Source organism: Pseudosulfitobacter sp. SM2401, from assembly GCF_042932805.1.
GTDB lineage: Bacteria > Pseudomonadota > Alphaproteobacteria > Rhodobacterales > Rhodobacteraceae > Ascidiaceihabitans.
In genome coordinates, this window is record NZ_CP170633.1 from 2,326,685 (window position 1) to 2,351,515 (window position 24,831).

At 56.0% G+C, this 24,831-nt stretch carries 25 protein-coding genes; 14 read left to right on the plus strand and 11 right to left on the minus strand.

What is annotated here, in order from left to right:
• Positions 1-17 precede the first annotated feature (17 nt).
• The 11 genes from ACFIO0_RS11520 to ACFIO0_RS11570 all read left to right on the plus strand — a co-directional run bounded on the left by ACFIO0_RS11520 (position 18) and on the right by ACFIO0_RS11570 (position 10,452).
• The gene (locus ACFIO0_RS11520) at positions 18-452 is read left to right on the plus strand and encodes a TerB family tellurite resistance protein (RefSeq protein WP_390910540.1); all 435 of its coding nucleotides are present in this window, start codon (positions 18-20) and stop codon (positions 450-452) included.
• Between the two features lie 40 nt (positions 453-492).
• A complete protein-coding gene (locus ACFIO0_RS11525; RefSeq protein ID WP_390910541.1) occupies positions 493-927 on the plus strand; it encodes a TerB family tellurite resistance protein in 435 nt (144 codons plus the stop codon).
• Between the two features lie 122 nt (positions 928-1,049).
• A complete protein-coding gene (locus ACFIO0_RS11530) occupies positions 1,050-1,841 on the plus strand; it encodes an ATP-binding cassette domain-containing protein (RefSeq protein ID WP_390910542.1) in 792 nt (263 codons plus the stop codon).
• Positions 1,842-1,890: 49 nt separating this feature from the next.
• Entirely contained in the window at positions 1,891-2,613 is a 723-nt protein-coding gene (locus tag ACFIO0_RS11535) for a transporter substrate-binding domain-containing protein (protein WP_390910543.1), read from the plus strand.
• Positions 2,614-2,711: 98 nt separating this feature from the next.
• A complete protein-coding gene (locus ACFIO0_RS11540; protein WP_390915329.1) occupies positions 2,712-3,593 on the plus strand; it encodes an ABC transporter permease subunit in 882 nt (293 codons plus the stop codon).
• Positions 3,593-4,399 carry an ABC transporter permease subunit gene (locus tag ACFIO0_RS11545; protein WP_390910544.1) on the plus strand — a complete coding sequence of 269 codons (807 nt, stop codon included), beginning with the start codon at positions 3,593-3,595 and terminating at the stop codon, positions 4,397-4,399. Before ACFIO0_RS11540 ends, ACFIO0_RS11545 begins: the two co-directional genes overlap by 1 nt.
• 25 nt (positions 4,400-4,424) lie before the next feature.
• The gene (locus ACFIO0_RS11550; RefSeq protein WP_390910545.1) at positions 4,425-5,744 is read left to right on the plus strand and encodes a glutamine synthetase family protein; all 1,320 of its coding nucleotides are present in this window, start codon (positions 4,425-4,427) and stop codon (positions 5,742-5,744) included.
• A gap of 49 nt (positions 5,745-5,793) precedes the next feature.
• Positions 5,794-6,477 (plus strand): type 1 glutamine amidotransferase, encoded by a 684-nt coding sequence (locus ACFIO0_RS11555; protein ID WP_390910546.1) that lies wholly within the window; start codon positions 5,794-5,796, stop codon positions 6,475-6,477.
• A complete protein-coding gene (locus ACFIO0_RS11560) occupies positions 6,474-7,832 on the plus strand; it encodes a glutamine synthetase family protein (protein WP_390910547.1) in 1,359 nt (452 codons plus the stop codon). Before ACFIO0_RS11555 ends, ACFIO0_RS11560 begins: the two co-directional genes overlap by 4 nt.
• Positions 7,833-7,842: 10 nt before the next feature.
• Complete coding sequence (locus ACFIO0_RS11565) at positions 7,843-9,144, plus strand: FAD-dependent oxidoreductase (RefSeq protein ID WP_390910548.1); 1,302 nt, start codon at positions 7,843-7,845, stop codon at positions 9,142-9,144.
• A gap of 123 nt (positions 9,145-9,267) precedes the next feature.
• The gene (locus ACFIO0_RS11570) at positions 9,268-10,452 is read left to right on the plus strand and encodes a DegT/DnrJ/EryC1/StrS family aminotransferase (RefSeq protein ID WP_390910549.1); all 1,185 of its coding nucleotides are present in this window, start codon (positions 9,268-9,270) and stop codon (positions 10,450-10,452) included.
• Between the two features lie 17 nt (positions 10,453-10,469).
• Here the strand turns inward: ACFIO0_RS11570 and phaR are convergent, their stop codons facing one another.
• From phaR to ACFIO0_RS11585, 3 genes are all read right to left on the minus strand, one after another.
• Positions 10,470-11,033 carry a polyhydroxyalkanoate synthesis repressor PhaR gene (gene phaR / locus ACFIO0_RS11575; RefSeq protein WP_390910550.1) on the minus strand — a complete coding sequence of 188 codons (564 nt, stop codon included), beginning with the start codon at positions 11,031-11,033 and terminating at the stop codon, positions 10,470-10,472.
• Positions 11,034-11,249: 216 nt separating this feature from the next.
• A complete protein-coding gene (locus tag ACFIO0_RS11580) occupies positions 11,250-11,693 on the minus strand; it encodes a phasin, PhaP (protein ID WP_390910551.1) in 444 nt (147 codons plus the stop codon).
• 135 nt (positions 11,694-11,828) lie between these two features.
• A complete protein-coding gene (locus ACFIO0_RS11585; protein WP_390910552.1) occupies positions 11,829-13,640 on the minus strand; it encodes a class I poly(R)-hydroxyalkanoic acid synthase in 1,812 nt (603 codons plus the stop codon).
• Between the two features lie 131 nt (positions 13,641-13,771).
• Here ACFIO0_RS11585 and phaZ point away from each other — a divergent pair, with 131 nt between their 5' ends.
• Positions 13,772-15,052: a polyhydroxyalkanoate depolymerase gene (phaZ, locus tag ACFIO0_RS11590; protein ID WP_390910553.1), complete on the plus strand. Its 1,281-nt coding sequence runs from the start codon at positions 13,772-13,774 to the stop codon at positions 15,050-15,052.
• Between the two features lie 120 nt (positions 15,053-15,172).
• Here the strand turns inward: phaZ and ACFIO0_RS11595 are convergent, their stop codons facing one another.
• The 8 genes from ACFIO0_RS11595 to ACFIO0_RS11630 form a co-directional block, all read right to left on the minus strand.
• Complete coding sequence (locus tag ACFIO0_RS11595) at positions 15,173-15,853, minus strand: alpha/beta fold hydrolase (protein ID WP_390915330.1); 681 nt, start codon at positions 15,851-15,853, stop codon at positions 15,173-15,175.
• 162 nt (positions 15,854-16,015) lie between these two features.
• The gene (locus ACFIO0_RS11600) at positions 16,016-17,041 is read right to left on the minus strand and encodes a LysM peptidoglycan-binding domain-containing protein (protein WP_390910554.1); all 1,026 of its coding nucleotides are present in this window, start codon (positions 17,039-17,041) and stop codon (positions 16,016-16,018) included.
• 31 nt (positions 17,042-17,072) lie between these two features.
• Positions 17,073-18,152, minus strand: a complete 1,080-nt coding sequence (locus ACFIO0_RS11605; RefSeq protein ID WP_390910555.1) for a peptidoglycan-binding protein LysM — start codon at positions 18,150-18,152, stop codon at positions 17,073-17,075.
• A gap of 112 nt (positions 18,153-18,264) precedes the next feature.
• Positions 18,265-18,879: a hypothetical protein gene (locus ACFIO0_RS11610; protein WP_390915331.1), complete on the minus strand. Its 615-nt coding sequence runs from the start codon at positions 18,877-18,879 to the stop codon at positions 18,265-18,267.
• A 17-nt stretch (positions 18,880-18,896) separates the two neighbouring features.
• Positions 18,897-19,325 carry a VOC family protein gene (locus ACFIO0_RS11615; protein ID WP_390910556.1) on the minus strand — a complete coding sequence of 143 codons (429 nt, stop codon included), beginning with the start codon at positions 19,323-19,325 and terminating at the stop codon, positions 18,897-18,899.
• Positions 19,326-19,327: 2 nt separating this feature from the next.
• Complete coding sequence (locus ACFIO0_RS11620; protein WP_390910557.1) at positions 19,328-20,308, minus strand: alpha/beta fold hydrolase; 981 nt, start codon at positions 20,306-20,308, stop codon at positions 19,328-19,330.
• Positions 20,305-21,063, minus strand: coding sequence for an alpha/beta fold hydrolase (locus ACFIO0_RS11625; protein ID WP_390910558.1), 759 nt, complete (start codon positions 21,061-21,063; stop codon positions 20,305-20,307). Before ACFIO0_RS11625 ends, ACFIO0_RS11620 begins: the two co-directional genes overlap by 4 nt.
• A 70-nt stretch (positions 21,064-21,133) precedes the next feature.
• Positions 21,134-21,358 (minus strand): hypothetical protein, encoded by a 225-nt coding sequence (locus ACFIO0_RS11630; RefSeq protein WP_390910559.1) that lies wholly within the window; start codon positions 21,356-21,358, stop codon positions 21,134-21,136.
• Between the two features lie 202 nt (positions 21,359-21,560).
• Between ACFIO0_RS11630 and ACFIO0_RS11635 the strand changes: the two genes are divergently transcribed.
• Together ACFIO0_RS11635 and thrS are read left to right on the plus strand one after the other, a co-directional pair.
• On the plus strand, positions 21,561-22,730 hold the full coding sequence (locus ACFIO0_RS11635) for an MFS transporter (protein WP_390910560.1): 1,170 nt from the start codon (positions 21,561-21,563) through the stop codon (positions 22,728-22,730).
• A 90-nt stretch (positions 22,731-22,820) separates the two neighbouring features.
• Entirely contained in the window at positions 22,821-24,767 is a 1,947-nt protein-coding gene (thrS, locus tag ACFIO0_RS11640; protein ID WP_390910561.1) for a threonine--tRNA ligase, read from the plus strand.
• Positions 24,768-24,831: the final 64 nt, after the last annotated feature.

Below are 24,831 nucleotides of genomic sequence, written 5' to 3' on the forward strand. Positions count from 1 at the left end.
TGGGTTAAGACTGCTGGATGTTTGAACGTTTATTCCCCCGCCGCGCGCCCGAATCTCCGAAATTGCCCGAACCCGACGCCCAGTTGGCTTTGGGTGCATTGCTTGTACGTGTTGCCTTGGCTGACCGCGAATACAAAGCCGAAGAAGTCGCGCAAATCGACCGTATTCTGACTGCGATGTTTGGTCTAAAACCGATCGAGGCTGCCAAATTGCGCGCCACCTGCGAGGCGTTGGAACGCGACGCGCCCGGCACGCCGGAATTCGCTGACATCCTGCGCGTGGAACTGAATTATCAGCACCGCCATGATCTGGCCGAGGCCATGTGGAAAGTCGTGCTAGCAGATGGCAAACGCCGCGATATCGAGGAAAGCATGCTGCACCAAATCGAAGGTGCACTTGGGATCACACCAGATGACAGCGCCGAAATGCAGGCGGATGCCACGGGGATGTGATCGCTCTGGTCTTTTCCAAAAGCGCCCATATATTCCCCCCATGTTTGCTGAATTCCTCATGCGCCTCACGGCCCCCGCCCCTGCCCCGTTGCCTGACACGGATGCGCGTCTTGCGCTGACCGCATTGTTGGTGCGTGTCGCCAAAACCGACGGTTCGTATGACGCCGATGAAAAGGCGCGCATTGATGCGATTACCGCCCATCGTTACGGGCTGGATCCCGGCAATGTTGCGGCCCTGCGCGCAGATGCAGAACAGTTGGAAACCGAAGCGCCAGACACCGTCCGTTTCACCCGCGCGATCAAAGATGCGGTGGATTACGACAACCGTCTTGGCGTGATCGAAGCTCTGTGGCAGGTCGCCCTAGCCGATGGTGTGCGCAGCGACGAAGAAGACGCAGTGCTGCGCCTCGTTGCGAATCTGTTGGGGGTTTCTGACCGCGACAGCGCCTTGGCCCGCCAGCGCATGGGTGGCTAAAGCGCCTTCCCTGAGGGCAACTGACCCGTAAAACCCACCTCAGATCACTTTGCACATTGCAAACACACCCGATTTGCCACCTAATCATCAGCGATGTCCAAAAAACTGCGCCCAAGGCGCAAGTGAGAGCCCATTTGACCGCCAACACCACACCCGTCATCGAAATCAAAAACCTGCACAAAGCCTACGGCGCTTTGGAGGTGTTGAAAGGCGTCGATATTTCGGCACAACGCGGCGATGTGGTGTCACTGATCGGCTCGTCCGGGTCCGGGAAATCAACACTGCTGCGGTGCTGTAATCTGCTAGAAGACAGCCAACAGGGCGAGGTCTTGTTCAAAGGCGAACCGGTGACATGGCGCGGCAATGGTCACAATCGCCGCCCCGCTGACAGCAAACAGGTGCTGCGCATTCGCACAAACCTGTCGATGGTGTTCCAGCAGTTTAACCTTTGGGCCCACATGAGCATCCTGCAAAACGTGATGGAAGCGCCGCTAACGGTGCTGAAACGCGACCGCGCCGAAGTCGAAGCATCGGCCCGCGCGTATCTCGAAAAAGTCGGCATTGGCGACAAATGCGACGTGTTTCCAGCGCAGCTGTCAGGTGGCCAACAACAACGCGCCGCCATTGCACGCGCACTGTGCATGGAACCCGAAGCGCTGCTGTTTGATGAACCCACCAGCGCGCTTGACCCTGAACTGGAACAAGAAGTTATTCGCGTGATCAAAGACTTGGCCGCCGAAGGGCGCACCATGCTGATCGTGACGCACGACATGAAATTGGCCGCTGATGTATCGGATCACGTTGTGTTCCTGCACCAGGGGCTGATCGAAGAACAAGGGCCGCCCGATACGCTATTCGGCGCGCCCAAATCCGAACGACTGCGCGGGTTTTTGTCAGCAACACAGCCGCAATGACCCCCTAATCGTAAATAACCACCTAAAAAAACCAACCGGGAGACGACCTATGAAAAAGATCCTACTTAGCACCGCCGCATTGGCGTTTGTATCCTCAATGGCATTCGCCGACGGCCACTCTGTTGTGCGCATGGGCACCGAGGGTGCGTACCCTCCGTACAACTTTATCAATGACGCAGGCGAAATTGACGGCTTTGAGCGCGAGCTTGGCGACGAGTTGTGCAAACGCGCAGAACTGACCTGCGAATGGGTCACAAACGAATGGGACAGCATCATCCCGAACCTCGTGTCCTCTAACTACGACACCATCATCGCCGGCATGTCCATCACCGACGAACGCGATGAAGTCATTGATTTCACACAAAACTACACGCAACCTGACCCATCCGCATACTTGTCCATGTCCGCAGATGCAGACATCACAGGCGGTATTGTCGCAGCGCAAGCCAACACAATCCAAGCGTCTTTCATCGCAGCCTCAGGTGCCACGCTGGTTGAATTCGCAACACCAGAAGAAACAGTCGCAGCCGTCAAAAATGGCGAAGCAGACGCGGTTCTGGCCGACAAAGCGTTCCTGACACCCATCGCGTCCGAAGACGCTGATCTGATGTTGCTGGAGCAAGAAGAAATGATCGGCGGCGGCGTTGGCATGGGTCTGCGCGAAAGCGACGGCGAACTGAAAGCCAAATTTGACGCAGCAATCGCCTCAATGAAAGCTGACGGTTCCTTGAACGCGTTGCTGACCAAATGGGAAATCGGCGGCTCTTTCTAAGCCTCTGACACTTCAGGGGGGGGCTGCCTACCATACCAGCCCCCCAATTTGTTCTGATCAAAAATACTCAAATTTTCATTAGCCAATAGAGAACCGCCATTTTCAGTTTTTGCACAGACCCCAGCATCCTGCCCGATTGGCAATGGATGGCCTGTTATCTGACCACCGGCAAACACATGTCGATCTATTGGTCCGTGCTGACGGTGCTGCTGCTTTTGGCGATCACGGCGCCTACGGCCCTCGCCTTCGGGTTTGCAGGTGCCTCTGCCGCACGCAGCCGTATCGCGCCCTTGTCGTGGCTGGGTCGCGGCTATGTCGCCGTTGTGCGCGGCGTGCCGGATATTGCGTTTTTTCTGTTTTTTGTCATCGCCTTGGATCAAATGATCGAATGGGGCCGTCACAAAGTGCTGTGCCCCGAATGGACGGATCCAATTCGTCAGGGCAATGATTTCATCGTCTGCCAAGCCGCCAAGATGCCGCTCGGAAATGCACCGCAGTGGATGCATGAAACTTACGGCTTTGCCATTGCGGTGTTTACTTTTGCGATCGTGTTCGGCGCGTTTGCCGCCAATGTTTTGTTCGGTGCGATGCGCGCTGTGCCACGTGCCCAACTTGAAACCGCAGAAAGCTATGGCATGTCGCCGCGCCAGACATTCTGGCGGGTTTTGGTGCCTCAAATGTGGGTTTTTGCCCTGCCCGGTCTGTCGAACTTGTGGATGGTTTTGATCAAGGCCACACCGCTGTTATTCCTGCTCGGCGTCGAAGACATCGTCTATTGGGCCCGCGAATTGGGCGGCACAAAAACCGCGCGTTTCACCGACTACCCGCACGGCGACTGGCGGATGTGGTACTTCCTCGCGCTCCTCGTGTTCTATCTGATCTTCACCCGTATTTCTGAAATCGTGCTGGGCCGGCTCATGACCCGCCTCACGCGCGGTCAGGCGACCACGGGCGGCGAACAGCAAAGGAAAGCCGCCTGATGTCGTGCACCCAGACCATCATGGATTACGGCCTGCGCTCGATTGGCATTGGCGAACGGCTGCTGCCACGCGGAGATTTCACGCTGTGTCAGCAGTTCACGCTGATCGGGTCCGGCATGATCTGGAACGTTTATTTCGGGATTTTGGCCTTGATTGCAGGCTTTCTATTCGCCACGCTTTTGGCCGTCGGCAAAGCATCTCATAGCCCGTGGGCCCGCAAACCAGCGGAATGGTTCATCTTTTTGTTCCGTGGCTCGCCGCTGTTTATCCAGTTTTTCTTTGGCTACTTCCTGTTCTTGCAGCTTAAACAAGTGCTGCCGATCTTTGCCCCATTCACCGCCGCATGGTTGGGCGCGCTGGTCGTGTTGTTCTTGAACACCGCGGCCTATTCCGCCGAGATTTTTTACGGCGCGCTGCAATCCATTCCCAAAGGTGACGTCGAAGCCGCAGACGCTTACGGCCTGTCCGGCTGGCCGCGTTTCAAACAGGTGATCTGGCCCACGATGCTGCGCCTTGCCTGGCCCGCCTACACCAACGAGGCGATCTTTCTGTTTCACGCCACGACGCTGGTTTTTTTCAGCGGCTTTCCCGCATGGCAGCAACGCGGTGATGCGCTGTATTACGCCAGTTATTTTGCCGATAAAACCTTCAACCCGTTCATCCCCTATCCAATTTTGGCAGGCTACTTTATTCTGCTGACATTGGTGGTCATTGGCTTTTTTGGCTTGATTAACCGTCGCTTGAACCGTCATCTACCAAGTAACACGCGTCAAAAGATCAGGGTGCGCCCAAATCTGATACGCTAATTCTTTGGCAAAAGGTGGCCCCCTCATGGACTTGAATGCACTGCAAACGTTCCGTGTGGTCGCCTGCGATTTGAACGGACAGATGCGCGGCAAAGTCGTGCCGGGGTCGTACGCCGACAAACTGGCAACAGGCGCTGTGCGCATGCCGTTGTCTGTCCTTAACGTCGATCTTTGGGGGGCTGACATCGAAAACAGCCCGCTGGTGTTTGACACTGGTGACGCCGACGGAATGCTGTTTCCGACAGAACGCGCGCCGATGCCCGTGCCGTGGTTGACGGGGCCTTCTGCCTTGGTCCCGATGACGTTGCACACCGATGATGGTGCCCCGTTTGCGGCTGATCCACGCCATGCACTGGCCCGTGTTTTAGCGAAATACGACGCCCGTGGCTGGCAAGTGGTGGCCGCAACAGAGATGGAATTCACGCTGGTCGATGATAGCGATCAGCAGGTCCAAGCGCCTGTTAATCCACGCAATGGGCGTCCTTTGGACAGCTCTTCGATTTTGTCGATGGCGCAGATGGATGCCTTTGCCCCGTTCTTTGATGACCTCTATGCGGGCGCTGCTGCGATGGGTATTCCTGCGGAAACCGCGATCAGCGAGGCAGGCGTTGGCCAATTCGAGGTCACGATGCGCCACGGCCCCGCCCTGCAAGCCGCTGACAACGCGTGGCTGTTCAAAAGCCTAGTGCGCGGGCTGGCCCGTCAACACGGCATGGCCGCGACATTTATGGCGAAACCCTACGCAAACGACAGCGGCAACGGGATGCACGTGCATTTTTCAGTGCTCGACGCTGACGGCAACAACGTCTTTGACAACGGCTGCGACGACGGCACAGATGTGTTGCGCAACGCAGTCGCAGGATGCCTCGCCGCAATGCCCGCCAGCAGTTTGATCTTTGCGCCCCACGGCAATTCCTATGACCGGTTGGTGGACGGTGCCCACGCCCCAACGGCCGCCGCGTGGGGCTATGAAAATCGCACGGTCGCCATTCGCATTCCCGGCGGGCCAACGGCCGCCCGCCGCATCGAACACCGCACCGCTGGCGGCGACATCAACCCGTATTTGTTACTAAGTGCTGTGTTGGGTGCCGCCATGATCGGGGTTGAAGATCAGATGCAGCCATCCGTGCCAATTGCAGGTAACGCCTATGCCCAAGACGACCTGCCATCGCTGGCCGGCGATTGGACCAGCGCCGTGGACGCGTTCGAAGCGGATCCGCTTATGGCGCGCATATTTGACCCGCTGCTGATCGATTGTATGTGCCGTACCAAACGCCAAGAGATCGCAAAATTCGCAACCATTCCAGAACATCTGCATTGGCAGGCGTGGCTTGAACGAGTCTGACTTGCTTGCCCCTGACCGCTTGGCTAGGGTGCTGTAAAACAGGTGATTTATGAAAATCGGTATTCTGCAAACGGGGCATGCGCCAGAGGCGCTCATTGACCAATCTGGCGACTACGACGCTATGTTTCAAAAACTGCTGGGCGGGCACGGGTTTGAATTTGAAACATTTGATGTGGTCGACATGGAATTCCCTGACAGCATTGATCTGGCCGATGGCTGGTTGATCACCGGGTCCAAACACGGGGCCTATGAGGATCACGCGTTTATCCCCCCGCTTGAGGGGTTGATCCGCGACGTCAAAGCATCAGGAAAGCCGATGATTGGCGTGTGTTTCGGGCACCAAATTATCGCGCAAGCGTTGGGCGGCAAGGTCGAAAAATTCGACGGTGGTTGGTCCATCGGGCACACCGAATACCGGATGGGCGATGACACGGTCGCGGTTAACGCGTGGCATCAGGATCAGGTGGTTGGCCTGCCAAGCGGGGCAAAAGTCACCGGATCTTCGGATTTTTGCGCAAATGCCGCACTGGTGTACGATGACCAGATCTGGACCCTGCAGCCGCATCCCGAATTTGAAGCCCCCTTTGTCCACGGATTGATCAACACGCGCGGCCCCGGTGTTGTGCCCGACGATCAACTCTCGGCGGCCACCGAACGTTTAGATAGACCAATCGACAGCCCGGATATTGGCCAGCAAATGGCCGCATTTTTCAAGCAGGAGCGGAACGCATGACTGACTGGACAGAAAATCTGCCCCAAACAGCGCGCGACTACCTTGAGGGGCGCAGGCTGGACGAAGTCGAATGCATCATTTCCGACCTGCCCGGCATTGCCCGTGGCAAGGCGGTTCCTGCCAAAAAATTCATCGGCCAAGATTACTTTCATCTGCCGGACAGTATCTTTTATCAAACGATTACAGGCGATTGGGGTGAGGCCGCTGGCGACGAAGGGTTCACCGAAAAGGACATGATCCTGCGCCCTGATATGACGACCGCAACCGCCGCCCCTTGGACCGGGGACTGGACGCTGCAAGTGATCCACGACGCCTTTGATCGCAAGGGCGAACCGGTGCCGTTTTCACCGCGCAACGTGCTAAAACGCGTTGTTCAACTGTACCGCGACAAAGGTTGGGAACCGATCGTAGCCCCGGAAATGGAATTTTTCCTTGTGGCGCGCAACATCGATCCGGCACAGGAAATCAAACCGATGATGGGGCGATCCGGTCGTCCTGCCGCCGCACGCCAAGCCTATTCGATGACGGCCGTGGACGAATTTGGCCCCGTGATCGACGACATCTATGATTTCGCCGAAGCCCAAGGGTTCGAGATCGACGGCATCACCCAAGAAGGCGGCGCAGGCCAGTTGGAAATCAATTTGCTGCACGGCGATCCGGTCAAATTGGCCGACGAAGTGTTCTATTTCAAACGCTTGATCCGCGAAGCCGCTTTGCGTCACGATTGCTTTGCCACCTTCATGGCGAAACCCATCGCGGCCGAACCTGGCTCTGCGATGCACATCCACCATTCGATTTTGGACAGTGAAACCGGTCAGAATATCTTTTCCGGTCCACAGGGTGGCGAAACCGATGCGTTTTTCCACTTTATTGCGGGCCTGCAAAACCACTTGCCGAACGCGATGGCCGTCATGGCCCCATACGTCAACAGCTACCGTCGCTACGTCAAAGATCACGCAGCCCCGATCAATCTGGAATGGGGGCGTGACAATCGCACAACCGGCATTCGCATTCCGCTGTCTGATCCTGCAGCCCGTCGGGTCGAAAACCGCATCGCCGGCATGGATTGCAACCCGTATTTGGGCATCGCGGCCTCACTTGCATGCGGCTATCTGGGCCTGACCCAAGAAGAGCGCCCCGACAAACAATTCAAGGGCGACGCTTATGAAGGCGAAGGCGATATCCCCCGAACCTTGGGCGAGGCGCTGGATATTTTTGACGGCGCGGACGCTTTGCAACAGGTCTTGGGCACTGAATTCGGGCGGGTCTATTCCATCGTCAAACGGGCGGAATATGATGAATTCTTACAAGTAATTTCCCCTTGGGAACGCGAACATTTGCTGATGAACGTATAGGCGCTGTCCAATGAATTTGCTGGATGCCAATGACATTGCCGGGACGTATCCTGCCAGCTGGTATGCAGCGACGACGCAGGCCTTGCCGCCTTTTGCAGCGCTAGATCGTGATGCGCGGGCTGATGTTTGCGTTATTGGTGCCGGATTTACCGGCCTGTCAGCAGCATTGCATTTGGCCCAAGCAGGGCGCGACGTTATTTTGATTGACGCACAACGCGTTGGTTTTGGCGCATCAGGGCGCAATGGCGGGCAGTTGGGATCAGGCCAACGGGTCGAACAACCGTATTTGGAAAAGATGGTTGGGCGCGATGATGCCCACAAGCTTTGGGCGCTCGGGGAAGATGCCAAAAACCTCGTGAAAGGGCTGATCGTACAGCACAACATCGACTGCTATTTGCGCCCCGGTGTGGCATGGTCTGCATCCACCAAAAGCGATGTGGATGAATTGCACGAATACGCAGACCACATGCACCAACACTATGATTACGCTATAGAAAAGATGGACGGCGCAGCGTTTGAAACGATCTGTCCTTCGCCCGATTACAAGGGCGGCCTGTTGGATATGGGGGCCGCACATTTGCATCCTTTGCGGCTGGCGTTGGGGTTGGCACAGGCCGCAACGGCCGCTGGCGTCCGCATATTCGAAAAGACGCGGGTGCTGCGTATTGAACACGGGACGCGCCCGATTGTGCACACGCAGAACGGTAAAATCACCGCAGATCACGTGGTAATTGCAGCCAATGGATACCTTGGTGCGCTCGACAAACGGGTCGCAGCAAGGGTCATGCCAATCAACAATTTCATTGCCGCAACAGAACCGCTGGGCGACGACGCTGCCCGCGTTTTGGCACGCGATGTGGCCGTCGCAGACAGTCGGTTTGTTGTGAATTACTTTCGCCTCAGCCACGATGGACGGCTGTTGTTCGGCGGCGGCGAAAGCTACGGCTACCGGTTCCCGACCGACATTGCCGCCAAAGTGCGCAAGCCCATGAGCCAAATTTTCCCGCACCTTAAGGACGTGAAAATCGACTATGCGTGGGGCGGGACGTTGGCGATCACGATGAAACGGCTGCCCTATCTTAGCCGCCTTGCCCCCAATGTTTTAAGTGCGTCGGGATATTCCGGTCACGGCGTCGGGACAGCGACCCACGCGGGGCAACTGATGGCGCATGCGATCACGGGACAATCAGACGGTTTTGACACGATGGCGCGCATTCCGAACACTCCGTTTCCCGGCGGTGCCTCAATGCGCACGCCGCTGCTAAGCCTTGCGATGACGTGGTATGCGATGCGCGACCGGCTGGGGCTGTAAACCCGCGCGATCCCTAAAAATCTGGCAAAAATCTGCGACGTGACGTCCATCCCTCACAAATCATTTGGGTTTTCTACATATTTGTTTTAGTAAAATGAAATCTAATAATAAGGAAAGCGAAATATGTCCTTGCCAAATATGCACGACGCAGAGCCTATCCCAAAGGCCGCCCGCGCCGAGATTGATCGTTTGATGCAGTCGGGTGATTTGTTTCGCTACACTGCCGCCGAAAATTCGCCTGTTGCCCTGCTTGAGGCCGAATTTGCCGGCATGTTGGGCGCGAAATATGCGCTGGCCGTATCCTCTTGCTCGGCGGCGTTGTTCCTGTCGCTCAAAGCGTTGCGCCTGCCGCGTGATGCGCGGGTTTTGATCCCCGGATTCACCTTTGCAGCTGTCCCATCGGCAGTCATCCACGCAGATTGCCTGCCAGTCCTGTGCGAAGTTGGCGACAACTACCGCGTTGATCTCAAAGACTTTGCTGCCAAGTTGCCAACCGTTCAGGCCGTTATCATCAGCCACATGCGCGGGCACACGTCCGACATGGATGCGATTGCGCAAATGTGCGGCGACGCAGGCATTCCGATGATCGAAGACGCGGCCCATTCGCTGGGCACCACATGGCACGGGCGCAACATCGGAACCATCGGGGCGATGGGGTGTTTCTCGTTTCAATCCTACAAGATGATCAACGCCGGTGAAGGCGGGATTTTGATCACAGATGACCCCGATTTGGTGGCCCAAGCGATCATTATGTCCGGCGCGTACGAGCACAATTGGAAAAAACATCCGGTCTTGCAAGGCGCATTTTCCAAATGGCAGAACCAACTGCCGCTGTATAATTTGCGGATGTCGAACCTGTCGGCCGCTGTCATCCGACCGCAATTGCCGCACTTGGCCAAACGGGTCAGTGACGGTCGTACCAATCATGATTACGTGGCCGCACGTCTGAACGCGTCGATGTACATGGCCGTGCCAGAACCGTTGAGCGGCGAAGATCGCGCACCGGATTCCATCCAATTCAACCTGCAAGGCTTGTCCGACGAACAGGTCCGCAACTTTGCCGCCGCGGCGGACGCGGCTGGCGTCAAAGTTCAGGTGTTCGGGATGAACGCAGACAATGCCCGCGCCTTTTGGAATTGGCAGTTCATTCCCAACCTGCCCGAACTGCCGCAAACCCGCGCGATGTTAATGCGGGCCTGTGATGTGCGTTTGCCTGTGCGGTTAAAGCAGCCGGAATTGGACGCAATTGTCGACGTTTTGTTAACTGCGATTGACGCCATTGCCCCGAACCCGCGCTACGGGACCTAAGGCTTCGCGCCGATATCTTAGCTTAGTTTCGACAGCTTTTCCTGAAGATCGGCCAACTGCTGTTTGATCGCATCCAGATCTTCGTTGGTTTCAGCCGTCGGTGCCGCAGCTGGCGCGTCTTTTTCAGGGGCAGTCCAGCCTGCGCCCATACCGCCGGTCATTGCTTTCATGAACGCTTCTTGCTGCGCTTGCATTGCCTCAAAGCCCGGCATCTTTGACATCGGGTTCATCGTGCTCAGATTGCCGATCACTTTGCTTTGACCATCGCGCAGCATATCAAACGACGCCTTCAGGAATTCTGGCACCACAGAAACGCCCGGCGACATGTAGCTGCGCACAAGATCATTCAGCACGTCCACAGGCAAAACGCTTTCGCCTCGGCTTTCGTGTTCTGCAATGATTTGAAGGAGATACTGGCGGGTCAGGTCATCGCCAGACTTCAGATCAATGATCTGAACCTCGCGGCCATCGCGGATGAAACCGGCAATATCTTCGAGCGTCACGTAGTCGCTGGTCTCTGTGTTATAGAGCCTGCGGCTGGCGTACCGTTTGATCAACAATGGTGATGCTGTGTTGGCCACGTGAATTCTCCCCCATGCTGCGATAATTACACGCAGTGCTGCGTTGCAGCTTAGGCAAAAACGGGCCGGAAAGAAAGGATATTGCGCAGATGCCCTGCGATTCCTCACTTTACGTTGTTGGCTGGTGATCTTAACGGCAAAAAGGCGGGCCCCGTTAGGAACCCGCCTGAGTTGGCGCGCCAAAAAGCGCACGCACTGATTACTTAACTTAAGGGCTTACTTTGCAGCAGCTTTTTTCGCAGCAGCAGTTACGTCTTTTGTCGCTTTGTTCACGGCTGTTTGGGCTTCTTCTGACATGTCTTTGCCAGCGGCCATGAACAATTCAACTGTGTCCATTTGAACTTTTTTCGCGATTTCAGCGAATGTCGCCATGTTTTCTGCAGCAACTTCGGCAGAGGCGGATGCGAAATCTGTCATTGCTTTTGCGTAGTCTGCTGGCTCAGCTTTGGCTTTGGACATGTCGGCCAATTTTGCCAATGTGTCTTGTGTCCATTTGCTGGAAACCGCTGCGGATTTTTCAGCGGCTGTCAAAGCAACTGAAGACAGTTTTTCGTTCAAAGCTGTTGTGGATTTGAACGCGCCGTCCATTGCGGATGTGTCGACCGGGAAAGAACCCATAACGTCTTTGAACATCGCTGTGAAATCTGGTGTATTTGTCATTGGTCTAATCCTTGTTCTATTTTCTATGCAGCGCGGCTGGGAGGAACCGTTTCTTGCTGCGTCTGCAAACTATATAGATGCCGCAGCGCAGCATTGCAAGGATTTTTGCTGCACCGCAGCATATTTTAATATCGTTTATTTACAATCGCTTGACTTGACCACGACGTAAGTACCGGGGGCATCACACAACACAGGGTGGCTAGAATCACCCGGAATACGGGCGTTGACCTGCTTGCCAGACTGCTTAGACAGCCATTTGTCCCAGCGCGGCCACCACGACCCCTCGTGGAATTTTGCACCCTCTAGCCAGTCGGCATGATCAAGGGTCAGATCCTTGTTGGTATAGTGGCCGTATTTCTTTTTGCTGGGCGGATTGACGATGCCGGCGATATGGCCGGACTGCGTCATGATAAATGTCTTGTCCGCTGATCCCATCTTTTGAACGCCGCGATAGCTGTCTTTCCACGGGGCGATGTGATCGGTTTCGCAGGCAATCGCGCAGATCGGTACGTCGACCTCGTCCAGCACCAAATGATGCCCCGACAGGTCAAAGCCGACGGTGGCAAGTTCATTACGTTGGCACAGCCCGCGCAGATATTGTATCGCCATTTTGCCGGGCAAATTCGCCCCATCCCCGTTCCAATACAGCAGGTCAAACGCAGGTGGTGTTTCGCCCAGCATGTAGCTTTTGATTGCCGGCGTGTAGACCAGATCATTGCTGCGCAAAAACGAGAACGTGCGCGCCATCACGACGGAAGGCAAAATGCCTTTGTCCGCGATCTCGGCTTCGATCCCGTCGATAAAGTCGTTTTGCAAGAACGGGGTGAATTCGCCCTGATCGCCAAAATCCGTGAGCGCGGTAAAGAACGTGGCTGATTTTACGGATGTATCGCCGCGTTGCTTCATCAGCGACAAGGTTAACGACAACGTGGTGCCGGCAATACAGTAGCCAACGACGTTGACCTGTTTTTGATCTGTGATCGTTTTGACCTCTTCGAACGCGGTCAAATAGCCGTCTGTAATATAGTCTTCCATTCCGATGTCGCGGTAGGATGCATCGGGGTTGATCCACGAGACAATGAACAGCGTGTAGCCCTGATCGGTCAGCCATTTGACCATCGAATTCTGCTCTTTGAGATCAAGGATGTAGTATTTGTTGATCCAAGGCGGAAAGATGATCAGCGGCGTTGCGTGCACGGTTTCGGTGGTTGGCTCGTACTGGATCAGCTCCATCATCTTGTTGCGAAACACGACCTTGCCCGGTGTGGTCGCGATGTTACGGCCGATTTCAAACGCGGAATCGTCGGCCAGTTTCACAACCAACTCGCCGTTGTTGGCCTCAAGATCAGAGATCAGGTTTTCCAAACCGTCGATAAGGCTTTGGCCTTCGGTGGCGACGGCCTTTTCTAAAGCATCCGGATTGGTCGCCAAAAAGTTTGTCGGGCTCATCATGTCGATGATCTGGCTGCTGAAATAGGTCAGGCGCTGCTTTTCCAGCGGCTCCATGTCCGACACATCTTCGACGGCCTGCTGCAGCGCAGCGGAATTCAGTTGATATTGCTGTTTGATAAAGTTGAAATACGGGTTCGTGTCCCACATCGGATTGGCAAAACGGCGATCTTTGGGGCCCGGATCGGCGGGGGCCTGCAATTTCCCGTGCGACAACGCTTGTTGCGCCTCGACAAAATGAGTGACCGATTTCGACCAGAAATCCAGCTGATGTTCGATCACTTTGGCAGGATTTTGCATCGCCTCAGCCCAATATGCTGTGGTTGCCTGACTGAACAACGCTTGATCCGGTCCATCCAAACTGGATTGGTGGGTCGTTCGATTCGACATAACGCGGCTCAGCCGCTCGGATAATTCCTCTACTTTACGTAGATTTTCATTAAGTTTCTCGAGGTTTGCGCCAGAGATCTCCGAATTATCGGTGTCTTTGGTTGTCATATTAATAATTCCCTCGTATCGTTTGTTTGCAGCTGCAGCATTTTTGCGCGACTGCAGCATCTTGTTACCGGACTAAAATGGGCAAAACGACGCTAAGTCGCACCCACCGGGCAGTATTTTAGGAGTTCCGCATGCGGTACATGGCCACTTACGATCTGATGGAAACGTTCAGAAACACGAATCAGTGGCTGGGCGCGTCGGCTCTCGCTCTGGGATCATACCCTGCCTTTTCGTTTATGCCCAACCCCGCGCTGGATATGTTACGGGCATGGGGCGAAGTGACGGAACGTACATTCCAACGCATGTCGGTCAAACCTGATTGGAACATTCCAACAATCGTCGGCGCGTCTGGAAAAGACCGCATTATCACCGTCGAAAAAGAGCTGGAAGGCGCGTTTGGCGACCTGATCCATTTCAAAGTGGCAGCACGCACATCAAAGAAACCACGCGTTTTGCTGGTCGCCCCGATGTCGGGCCACTACGCGACGCTTTTGCGTTCAACCGTGCATTCGCTGCTGCCGGACACCGAATTGTTTGTGACCGATTGGCACAACGCCCGCGACATTCCCGTCAGCGAAGGCAAATTCGACGTCGAAGATTACACCCTGCGTTTGGTCGAATACATGCGCCACCTGGGGCCTGACACCCACGTAATTGCCGTGTGCCAACCTGCCCCGCTGACCTTGGCCGCAACCGCCTATCTGGCCGAAGAAGACCCCGCCGCGCAGCCGCGGTCTCTGACGTTGATCGGTGGCCCGATTGACCCTGATGCCAATCCGACGGATGTCACCGATTTTGGCCACCGCATGACGATGGGCCAACTTGAGGAAACGATGATCCAACGCGTCGGCTTCAAATACAAAGGTGTTGGACGCAAAGTTTACCCGGGCCTGCTGCAATTGGCCTCGTTCATTTCGATGAATGGCGAAAAGCATCAAAAAGCGTTCACCGACCAAATCCAGCGCGCCGCGCAAGGCGAAAGCTCGGATCACGACAAGCATAACAAGTTCTACGACGAATATTTGGCAGTGATGGACATGACCGCGGAATTCTACCTGTCCACAGTCGACCGCATTTTTAAAAATGGTGAGATCGCCAAAAACCAATTTGTCGTCGCTGGCAAACAGGTCGACATCGGTAAGATCACAACCGTCGCTGTAAAAACAGTCGAAGGTGAAGCGGACGATATCTCGGCCCCGGGCCAATGCATCGCAGCACTTGATCTATGCACCGGTTTGGACGAGTCCAAAAAGGCGAGCTACGTCGCACCTGCAGCGGGTCACTACGGCATCTTTGCAGGCAAAGCCTGGCGCAACAATATCCGACCTCTGGTATTGGATTTCATCACGGCCAACAGCCATCCAGTTGCACCAAAATCGAAAAAACCTGCGAACAAAAACGCCGCCGCATAGGGTGGATCAAGATCCACCTTACCACACATGTGGGTGGGGTGGGTCGACAGTTTCAGGAATGTTCAGCGGGAACGATCTAGACTCGTAAGGTGGATCTTGATCCACCGTTACCAACCAGCGTTATTGCAAAATCATCGGCTTTTTAAGCCAATCGCGCAGCGCCAAGGTGGTTTCTTCCGGTGCTTCTAGTGTCGGCAGATGCCCTGCCGTTTCAATAACCTTCAGTTGCGCATACGGGATCAGTTCAGCCATGAATGTATGGCGTTTGATCGGGCAAAGCGCATCATGCGCGCCGCATAAAACCAACGTCGGCACCTTGCATTTACGCAACGTGCCTTGTTGATCACGGCGACGTTGTAGTGCACGTGATTGGCGTACGAACACGTCTGGTCCCAGCGCTTCGGCCATGTCCATCACCAGTTCTAATACAGCGCCACGGTGTGATCCCGGTGCCAGATAATTCGGCTTCATTTCGTCGCGCATCACTTCGAACAGGCGGCCCGTGCGCGCGCCAATAATTTGCGGTTCACGCGCCGCTGCAACCTGCGGGGTTTCGGCCAGCGGATTGGTGTCCATCAAGGCCAGCCGTGTGATCCTGTCTGGCGCGCGGCGCAGCAGTTCCATCGCGACGATCCCGCCCATGCTAAGACCCGCTAAAGCAAAGCGTGCTGGCAGTTGATCCAGCAGTCCCGATGCGATCTCTTCGATCCGTTCGCCTTGGGTGACGGGTGCAACTGTGACGCTAAATTCTGCTGACAATTCAGCTATTTGCGGTCCAAAAAGGCGCGCATCGCACATCATGCCTGGCAAAAAGACGATAGGCTCAGGCACAATGCACCTGCGCTGTGTTTTCGGTCTGCGCCTCTGTCTTTGAAATCACGTCAGATGCCCAACTTTTGCAATGCCTTCGGTGCTGCACCATGGCGCGATCTTGCCAAATGAGCAAGCGATGCCCGGCAGTTTTCAGCCCTTAACTTTGGACCAGAAATGCGCCAAATGCCGGCTCACGATTTCGTTATAACGATCTGATTGCTTGAGCGTCGCAAGCCCGGCGTTCAGGCGGTACAAATGTGTGGTCCCGCGCCAGTGCTTTTTGGAAATGATCACATGCATGCCTTGGATCGACAAAGGCCGTTGCAAAGGCGCGATCTGCTCAGACAAGCCCAACTCAAACATCTTTTCGACGCCTAAAAATTCATTCACCGCAACCGCATCAACCTGCCCTGTCGCGAGCATGTTAAAACAGTCGTCAGGCGTGTCCGGCTGCACCAGCGTGATCAAGTCTTGGGACAACCAGTTGCGATCCGGCGTGTCCAAATCATGGGTGAAATATCCCGCAGGGCGGCACAAAGTCTTGCCGATCACATCGCTGTCGGCCTCGAAACGCATCGACCCGTCGGTGCGTGCAAACAGCAAAATGACCAGATCAACCAGCGGGTCCGAGAAATGAAAATTCACACACCGCGAATGTTGCGGATTGTTTTCGCAATCCGGGCGAAACCACGGAAACCCCATGTCGACCTGCTTTTCGTCCAGCATCGGGCTGAGGTGTTTGGACCAGTTGTCTTCCCATACGATTGCGTATGGAATTGGCGACGGGCTTTCCTCAAGCGCTGCGTTCACCAGTTCCGTCACCATGCCGTGCCCGGGCCAGTTCCAATCCGTGAACGGCGCGTAGTTCGACGCTGTGACCAAGGTCAGCTCTGCGTCGGCTTGCTGCAAAGGCGTGGGATCAGGCGCTTTTTGCACACTGCCTTCGGGGCATGGAATGTCCAAAACCGTGCCGACTGGAACCTCTAGCAAGCTGCCGCCCTGCAAGTCGGGGTTGTTGTAAAAAATCAGCGACCACTTGGTCAAATCGCCAATCTGGGCCTCGGCAATCGAAAACAACGTGTCGCCATCTTTGACGGTATAGCTTGGTTGGCAGGCCTGCGCGGCACCAGACATCGCAAACGCCGTGCCTGCGGCTAGGATCAAATGTCGTATCATCGTGACGGCTCCTTTGGCCAAGAGGTTTAGCCTAAAAGCTGGCCCAGATTGTCGACATGTGTGTGTCTACGATTTGCTGATACTGGCCGGTGTCCTTGATCTGTTGCAGACCAGAGTTCACGGTCGCCAACAGCGCATCCGCGTTCGGGTTGGATTTGTGGATCAGCACATGCAGGCCCGTGATCGAAATCGGCCGCGCTTGCACGGCGATGATCTGATCCTTCAGACCCATTTCTTTGATCGCGGTGCGCCCGGTGAATTCATTCAAAACAACAGCGTCAACTTTGCCCTGCTGCAACATTTCGAAACAGGCAGACACGGCGACGGGTTGCACCAGCGTAATCTTGTTGCCTTTCACCCAGTTGCGCCCGTCGCTGTCCAGCATGTGGGTTGTATAGCCTTTGGGCCGACACAGCGTGCGCCCATCGATGTCGGAGTTTTTCGAGAACGGGATCGGCCGGTTTTTGTCCACAAACATCAGAACCAGATATTCAAACATCGGATCCGAGAAGTGGAAATTCACACATCGCTCGTGCTCCGGGTTGCTGTTGCAATCCGGTTTTGCCCAAGGGAACGCGAGATCCATGATGTGCGACGACATCATCGGATCCAGATGCGCGCTCCAGTCATTGACCCAAAACGTATCAAACCCTTCTGCCGATACGGACGACGTCAATGCCGCTTGAAACACATCCGCCATCAAGCCGTCGTTCAGCAGGCCGCGGTGCGTAAAAGGTTTGAAATCATCCGCTGTCACCGCTTTGATCAAAGGCAAAGCACCGATCGCCGCAGCTTTTGCCGCCGGTCTTGCGATTGGTTTTGCTGCGGTAACAGTTGCGGTGGCCCCGCCAGACAGCCCTGTCGGCAGGCCATCGATGCAGCCCAAATTCAGCTTCATTCCGACGCTGATGGAATTCGGATTTTCGCCAATCGCGCTGATGTTGTTGGTGTGGATGGCAGACCAGCGGCCGACATTTTGATACTGACGGTCCGCGATCAACGACAGGCTATCGCCGCGTTGCACTGTGTAAACGCCGCCGCAGCTTTGCGCGGCCACCGGTGCCGCAAACGCCGACAGCATCAACGTTGCCGCAGTCAAGAATCGTTTCATCAGTCATCCCCCAGATGCATTTTGTTGGGGAATGTCCCTTATTTAGTGTAGTTAGGTCAACGTGAAAACGACATCTTGGGGCCCGACATAGATGCTTTTGTCGTTAACCACCTCAGGGATAACGAATTCCCCGAAAGGTAGGAAAATCGTCGTAACGGCTTTGGCGTTGCGTGAGCGTCTCATGTGGCTGTTGTCCGGCCTTCAACAGCATTCCGCGCGGGGCGATATAGCTGGAAATCGTGCGCAAGGGCGTCGCCCGCCACACCAGGTTAAACGCGGCCAATTTCGGGAAAAACCAGATGTCGGAATATTCCAGATGATCGTGCATCCACCACGCCAGATCCTGCCAATCGCGCCCTGCGTCGTATTGATCAGCAAACCACGGGATCACGATGGATGCGCCCGCAATTGCAGCCTCGCCCTGATGCCAATCCCAGATGTGACATTCGAGCGGATTATCATTCGCCGCGCAGTTCAGCTTGTTGTCATTGCCGTATTTGTTCAACTCGGGCGACCGATACCCCGAGCGCACAGCGATCCGTCCAAAGGTCTCTTCAAGCGGGTCCAGCAGCGTCGTGCAAAACGCGCGGCCATGTTCTAGCGTCACATCGGGATCGGTCGGAATATTCGGCACGCCGTGAAAACCGTTGATCTCGGAATACATGAAATCGCGCATGTAAAAATGTTTGGACAAGCGTTGACGCCCAAAGGTTTCAAGGCTCCACATGCTGCGCGGCTGGCGCATCAGGCGGCACCGTTCCACTGGAATTCGCCCTGCGGTCCAAGCGGGCTAAACGGGTTGTGCGCAATTTCCCAAATGTGCCCCTCGGGGTCGGCAAAATAACCGTGATGCCCGCCCCAGAACACATCTTGTGCAGGTTTCAAAACCTGTGCGCCTGCGGTTTCGGCTGCGGCCAAAAGCTCTGCAACCTGGTCCTTGGTTTCGACGTTGTGGCCCAAGGTCATGCGCCCGTTCCCCAAGTCATCGACGGACAATCCGATATCTTTGGCCAGTGCATCTAGCGGGTACAACCCCAGTGTTTGTCCAATTAAATCAAAAGCAACGACGCCATCCGGGCTCTCGACGCGTGTCCAGCCCAAGGCTTCGTAAAAGGCGGCAAGTGCTGCGATATCGCGCACGCCCAAAGTGATCAAGCTGACCCGTTGTTGCATGGCTACAGTCCTTTCGCCCAGTCAATGATCGCCGCAGAAGAGCGCGCAGTTTGCCCCGGGGACATGATGTCACCCGCGATGACGTGGAAAAACGGATCGTCGCCGTCGCCCAAATCCGGCCGCACAGTTGTGACAGCCCCACCCCAATTTGCAGCGATGCGATCCGTCACTTCGGACACAACCACGCGATCGTTTTCAGCGTAGTGAAACAGGGCGGGAATGCGCACTTCGGAATAATCCAGCGCCACGGCGGCCTTAACCGCGGCAGCCATCGGCAATGTTGCAATCGTCCGGTACGAGGTCGTCCAATGCGCAGCTTGACCGGCGTTCAGTGGCTCGAAACTGCGGATTTCGCCGGCGACCAGTGGGCCCCAGTACCGCACCGCCGGCATGGTCAAAAGGCCCGCTGCGGGATTGTTTATCGCAAAGTTTGGCGAGACAAAAACCACGCCTGCCACGTCCTGTTGCAGCGTGGGTTCGTGCAACGCGAGGGCCGCAATCGTGCCGCCCGTAGATGTGGTCAGGATGATCACCTGTTCACCAACAGCGCGCGCCACGGCCAAGGCCTCAACCGCGTCCGTCATCCATTGGCTCGCACTCGCTTGTGCCATCGCGTCGCTGTCACGTCCGTGACCCTGAAAGCGGGTGTAAACCAGATTTGCCCCAAGGGCTGCAGCGACGTTGTCTGGCACCGGTCTGATTTCTTCGGAGCTGGCGGAAAACCCATGGAAATAAACGACTGACAGCGGCGTTTTCACCTCGACCCCACCTGCCCAAATCACCCGTTTGTGGCTGTCAGGGCGGATGTCATCAAACGCCGCTTCGGAGGCATCAAAGAACGCCTGAACGCCGCCTGTCAGCTGGCTTTCATCAAAATCGGTGTCCGTGTTGACCTGTTCATACGGGCCAAATTGCCAAAGACCGGCACCCAGAACAACAAGGATCAACAGGATCCGCCCGATCCATTTGCCAAGTGTTCTCATGCGTCCATGACCTCTTGGATTGCGGTTTCGATCAGACCCAAACATGGGCCGTCGGAAAATCGGTGGTCAGCGTCTTTGACCAATGTCAGGCGCATGTCGGGGCTACTCGCGTGGTCCAGCAAGGTCGTGGCGCGGTCCGTCGAAACGGCCGTATCGGCAGTGCCTTGCAGCATACGCACAGGAAACGGCAGGTCCAAAGGTGTACGCAAAACCAACTGGTTACGCCCGTCCTCGACCATCCGTTTGGTGATAATGTAGGGGTCCATGTAGTCGGACGGCATTTCGATTTGCCCGTCGCGATCCAGCGTCGCTTTTTGCGTCTCACTAAACGAGGCCCAATAGCCGTCTTCGGTGAAATCGGGGGCCGCGGCGATGGTCACCAAACCTGCCATCCGTTCAGGGTGATCGCGGGCGAACAGCAACGATTGCCATCCGCCCATCGATGATCCAACTAGCACCACAGGGCCATCGGTTAATGCGTCAATCGCCGCTGCGGTATCTTCGGCCCAATCGCCGATACACCCTTGTTCAAAGCTGCCAGAGCTAAGGCCGTGACCGGAATAATCAAACCGCAGAAACGACTGGCCGCGCGCCTGTGCGACGGCCTCAAGATGCACCGCTTTGGTGCCTTCCATGTCGGATTTTAATCCGCTTAGAAACACGATCCACGGACCCTGCCCGACGCTACGTTTATACGCGATGCGCCGCCCTTGCGGTGTGTCCAGATAGTGCGCGTCGTTTTGAACGTCGGCCATGTCGCCCCCTTGCGTCGTTTCCGAGCACAATGGCGGGACGGGCCCTAGCGCGCAATCCGCAAACGCAAACTTAGCCGCTGATGTAGGCACCAGCGCGTGGGCGGTAGAATGCTTTTTGATTGTGCAGGCGGCCCAGCAATTCGTGAATTTGACGCACATCGTCGCCTTCGGGCGCGGTGTTTGGCCGTTTCTTGAGGCTGTCTTGCGTCAACGCCAACTTGTTGCGCATCAGCGCAGTCTCGATCAGATCAAGGTCTTCGACAGAAAGTTCAAACTGTGTGTTGTAACCTGGCATGAGATCCTCTTTCGGGTGGAGTTTCTTTTCCAAAGTTTCGCACAGCTGGCAGGGGGAAATCCAGCCCAATCTGTCGCATATTGCGGACATTTTGTCGCTTTTCACCCATGTGAATATTTGTTGCCTTTCGGGTCGCGCGCCGTGCCCCATGCGACGTTACGCTATTCTTGATCTTACGCGCCCCCGGATCATAGTCACAAACATGAGCAGTCCCCCCAAGCTAATCCTTCCGGTCATTTCGACCTGCAACTTTCTGATCGGGGTTGGTGCGTTTGTGATCATCGGCGTACTGGAACCCTTGGGGGCCTCGCTAAACGTCGCCCCTGAGCGCGCGGGCATTTTGATGACGGTTTACGCGCTGGCCTACGCTGTGCTGTCGCCTGTTCTGGTTTCTGTCACCGGACACATCGGGCGGCGCCGCGTGATGGCGTTCGGCCTGACAGTGTTTTTGTGCTCGGCGATCCTGTCGGCCATGGCGACCTCGCTGACGATGCTGGCGGCCGCGCGCGTGTTAGCCGCCGCAGGGGCTGGCATGTTCACGCCCGTGGGGGCCGCCGTTGTCGCCGGATTATTCCCCGAAGACCAGCGCGCCCGCGTTCTCGCCGCCGCAATGTTCGGGTTCACGTTGGCCCAAGTCCTTGGCGTACCCGCAGGCAGTTGGGTTGCCTACACATTCGGCTGGCGGTGGGCGTTCTGGGGCGTCGTGATCCTGAACCTGCCCTGCATTTTCCTGATCTGGACCTTCGTCCCTGCTGGGCTCAAATTTCAACCCGTCAGCATGGATGATTTGCGCAGCATCCTGACCAACGGGCGCATGATGCTCGCCATCAGTTTCACTGGCGTGTTCCTCGGCGCGATCTACGTTCTCTACACTTATTTCACCCCGATGCTGAGCCAAATGATGGGCATGGGGCGTGACGGCATCACGTTTATTCTGGTCCTGTCCGGCGTCGGAGCTGTGGCAGGCAACATCATCGGCGGGATCATGGCAGACCGCCTTGGTTGGTACAAAACCCTGATCATCCTGTGTTGCGCACAAATGCTGCTGATGCCGATTTATTCCTTTCTGCCTATCGCCATGCCGGGCTTTTTCGTTCTGTCCATCGCGTGGTCCATCGCCGGCTGGTCGTTCATGGCCGGACAACAAATGCGGCTAATCGGCTTGGCAGGACCCAAAGCGCCGGTGGTTTTGGCCCTGACCGCCGCCTGCATCTACATTGGCGCGGCCATCGGATCAGCGATCGGGTCCATCGTGATCGCATACTTCGGCATCGCAGGTTTGGGCATCGCCGCCGCACTGTGCGCATCACTGGCACTGGCCAATTTGATACTGTCCGCACGCTTTCCACCCAAAGCCCTAACTGGCTCTTGACGGATTCGCGCCGACTTGCCAGATAAGGCGCGAACACATTAACCCGCAACCGGGCGTTTCGTAGGCGCCAAACTGACGAGGAGTGCCCAGATGGCATCAGTCTCCCTTACTTTTCCCGACGGCAATGCACGTGAATACGACGCAGGCGTAACCGCCGCGCAGGTCGCCGAAAGCATTTCAAAATCGCTCGCCAAAAAGGCGATCAGCGCCACAGTCAACGGCGAACACTGGGACATGCAGTGGCCCATTGACGGCGACGCATCGATCGCGTTGCACACCATGGCCGACGACGAACAGGCCAATGAACTGGTGCGTCACGATCTGGCCCACATCATGGCCCGCGCGGTCCAAGAAATCTGGCCGGATACACGCGTCACAATCGGACCTGTCATCAAAGACGGCTGGTACTATGACTTTGATCGCAAAGAATCTTTCACCCCCGAAGACCTGAGCGTCATCGAGAAAAAGATGCGCGAGATCATCAACAAACGCGAACCCGTGCGCACCGAAATTTGGGACCGCGCCCGCGCGATTGCCCATTACAAGGCCAATGGCGAGCCGTACAAAGTCGAGCTGATCGAGAGCATTCCGGGCGATGAACCCCTGCGCATGTATTGGCATGGCGACTGGCAAGATCTGTGCCGCGGCCCGCACCTGCAACACACCGGCCAAGTGCCCGGTGACTCGTTCAAATTGATGTCCATCGCGGGTGCCTACTGGCGCGGCGACAGTGACCGCGCGATGCTGCAACGCATCTACGGCGTCGCCTTTACCGGCAAGGAAAAGCTAAAGGCCCACCTGAACATGCTGGAGGAAGCGGCCAAACGCGACCACCGTAAACTGGGCCGCGAGATGGACCTGTTCCACATGCAAGAAGAGGCCCCGGGCCAAATCTTTTGGCACCCGAACGGCTGGTCGATCTACACCGAACTTCAGGATTACATGCGCCGCAAACAACGTGCGGCGGGCTATGTCGAGGTGAACACACCGCAGGTGGTAGATCGCAAACTTTGGGAAGCGTCCGGCCACTGGGACAAATACCAAGAACACATGTTCATCGTCGAAGTGGACGAGGAACACGCACGCGAAAAAGCCATCAACGCGCTAAAACCGATGAACTGCCCCTGCCACGTTCAAATCTTTAACCAAGGTATGAAATCCTATCGCGACCTGCCCTTGCGCATGGCCGAATTCGGATCGTGCAGCCGCTATGAACCGTCAGGTGCCCTGCACGGCATCATGCGTGTACGTGGATTTACCCAAGACGACGGCCACATTTTTTGCCGCGAGGACCAGATCGAGGCAGAATGTGCAGCGTTCATCACCTACCTGTCTTCGGTCTACAAAGATCTCGGGTTTGATAACTTTGAAATCATGTTCGCAACCCGCCCTGAAAAGCGTGTTGGCTCCGAAGAAAGCTGGGACCACGTCGAAAACGCGCTCGAAAATGCGATCAAAGTTGCGGGTCACCCCTATACTTTGGACGAAGGCGAAGGTGCGTTTTACGGACCAAAGCTTGACTTTAAACTGACCGACGCAATTGGCCGCGAATGGCAATGCGGCACGTTCCAAGTTGACCCCAACTTGCCGGAACGCTTGGATGCAACCTACGTGGCCGAAGACGGAGCAAAGCATCGCCCCTACATGCTGCACCGCGCCTGCCTTGGCTCGTTCGAGCGTTTCATCGGTATCTTGATCGAAAACTCGGCAGGTAAATTGCCGTTTTGGCTGGCACCGCGCCAAGTTGTTGTCGCCTCGATCATCTCGGACGCGGACGATTACGTACACGAGGTGGTCGCCGCCCTGAACGCCGCAGGCGTGCGCGCCGAGGCCGACATTCGCAACGAAAAAATCAACTACAAGGTCCGCGAACATTCAGTTGGCAAAGTGCCGGTGATCTTGGCCGTCGGTGCGCGCGAAGTCGAAGAACGCACGCTCACCGTGCGCCGCTTGGGTGAAAAGCAAACCTCGGTCCAAGGGTTGGACGACGTGATCGCAGGCCTAAAAGTCGACGCAACACCACCCGATTTGCGTTGAAAGTATTACAAAGCCGGATCGCGCGGGCGGTCCGGTTGAAACAAAACCGGCCTTTGACGGGACA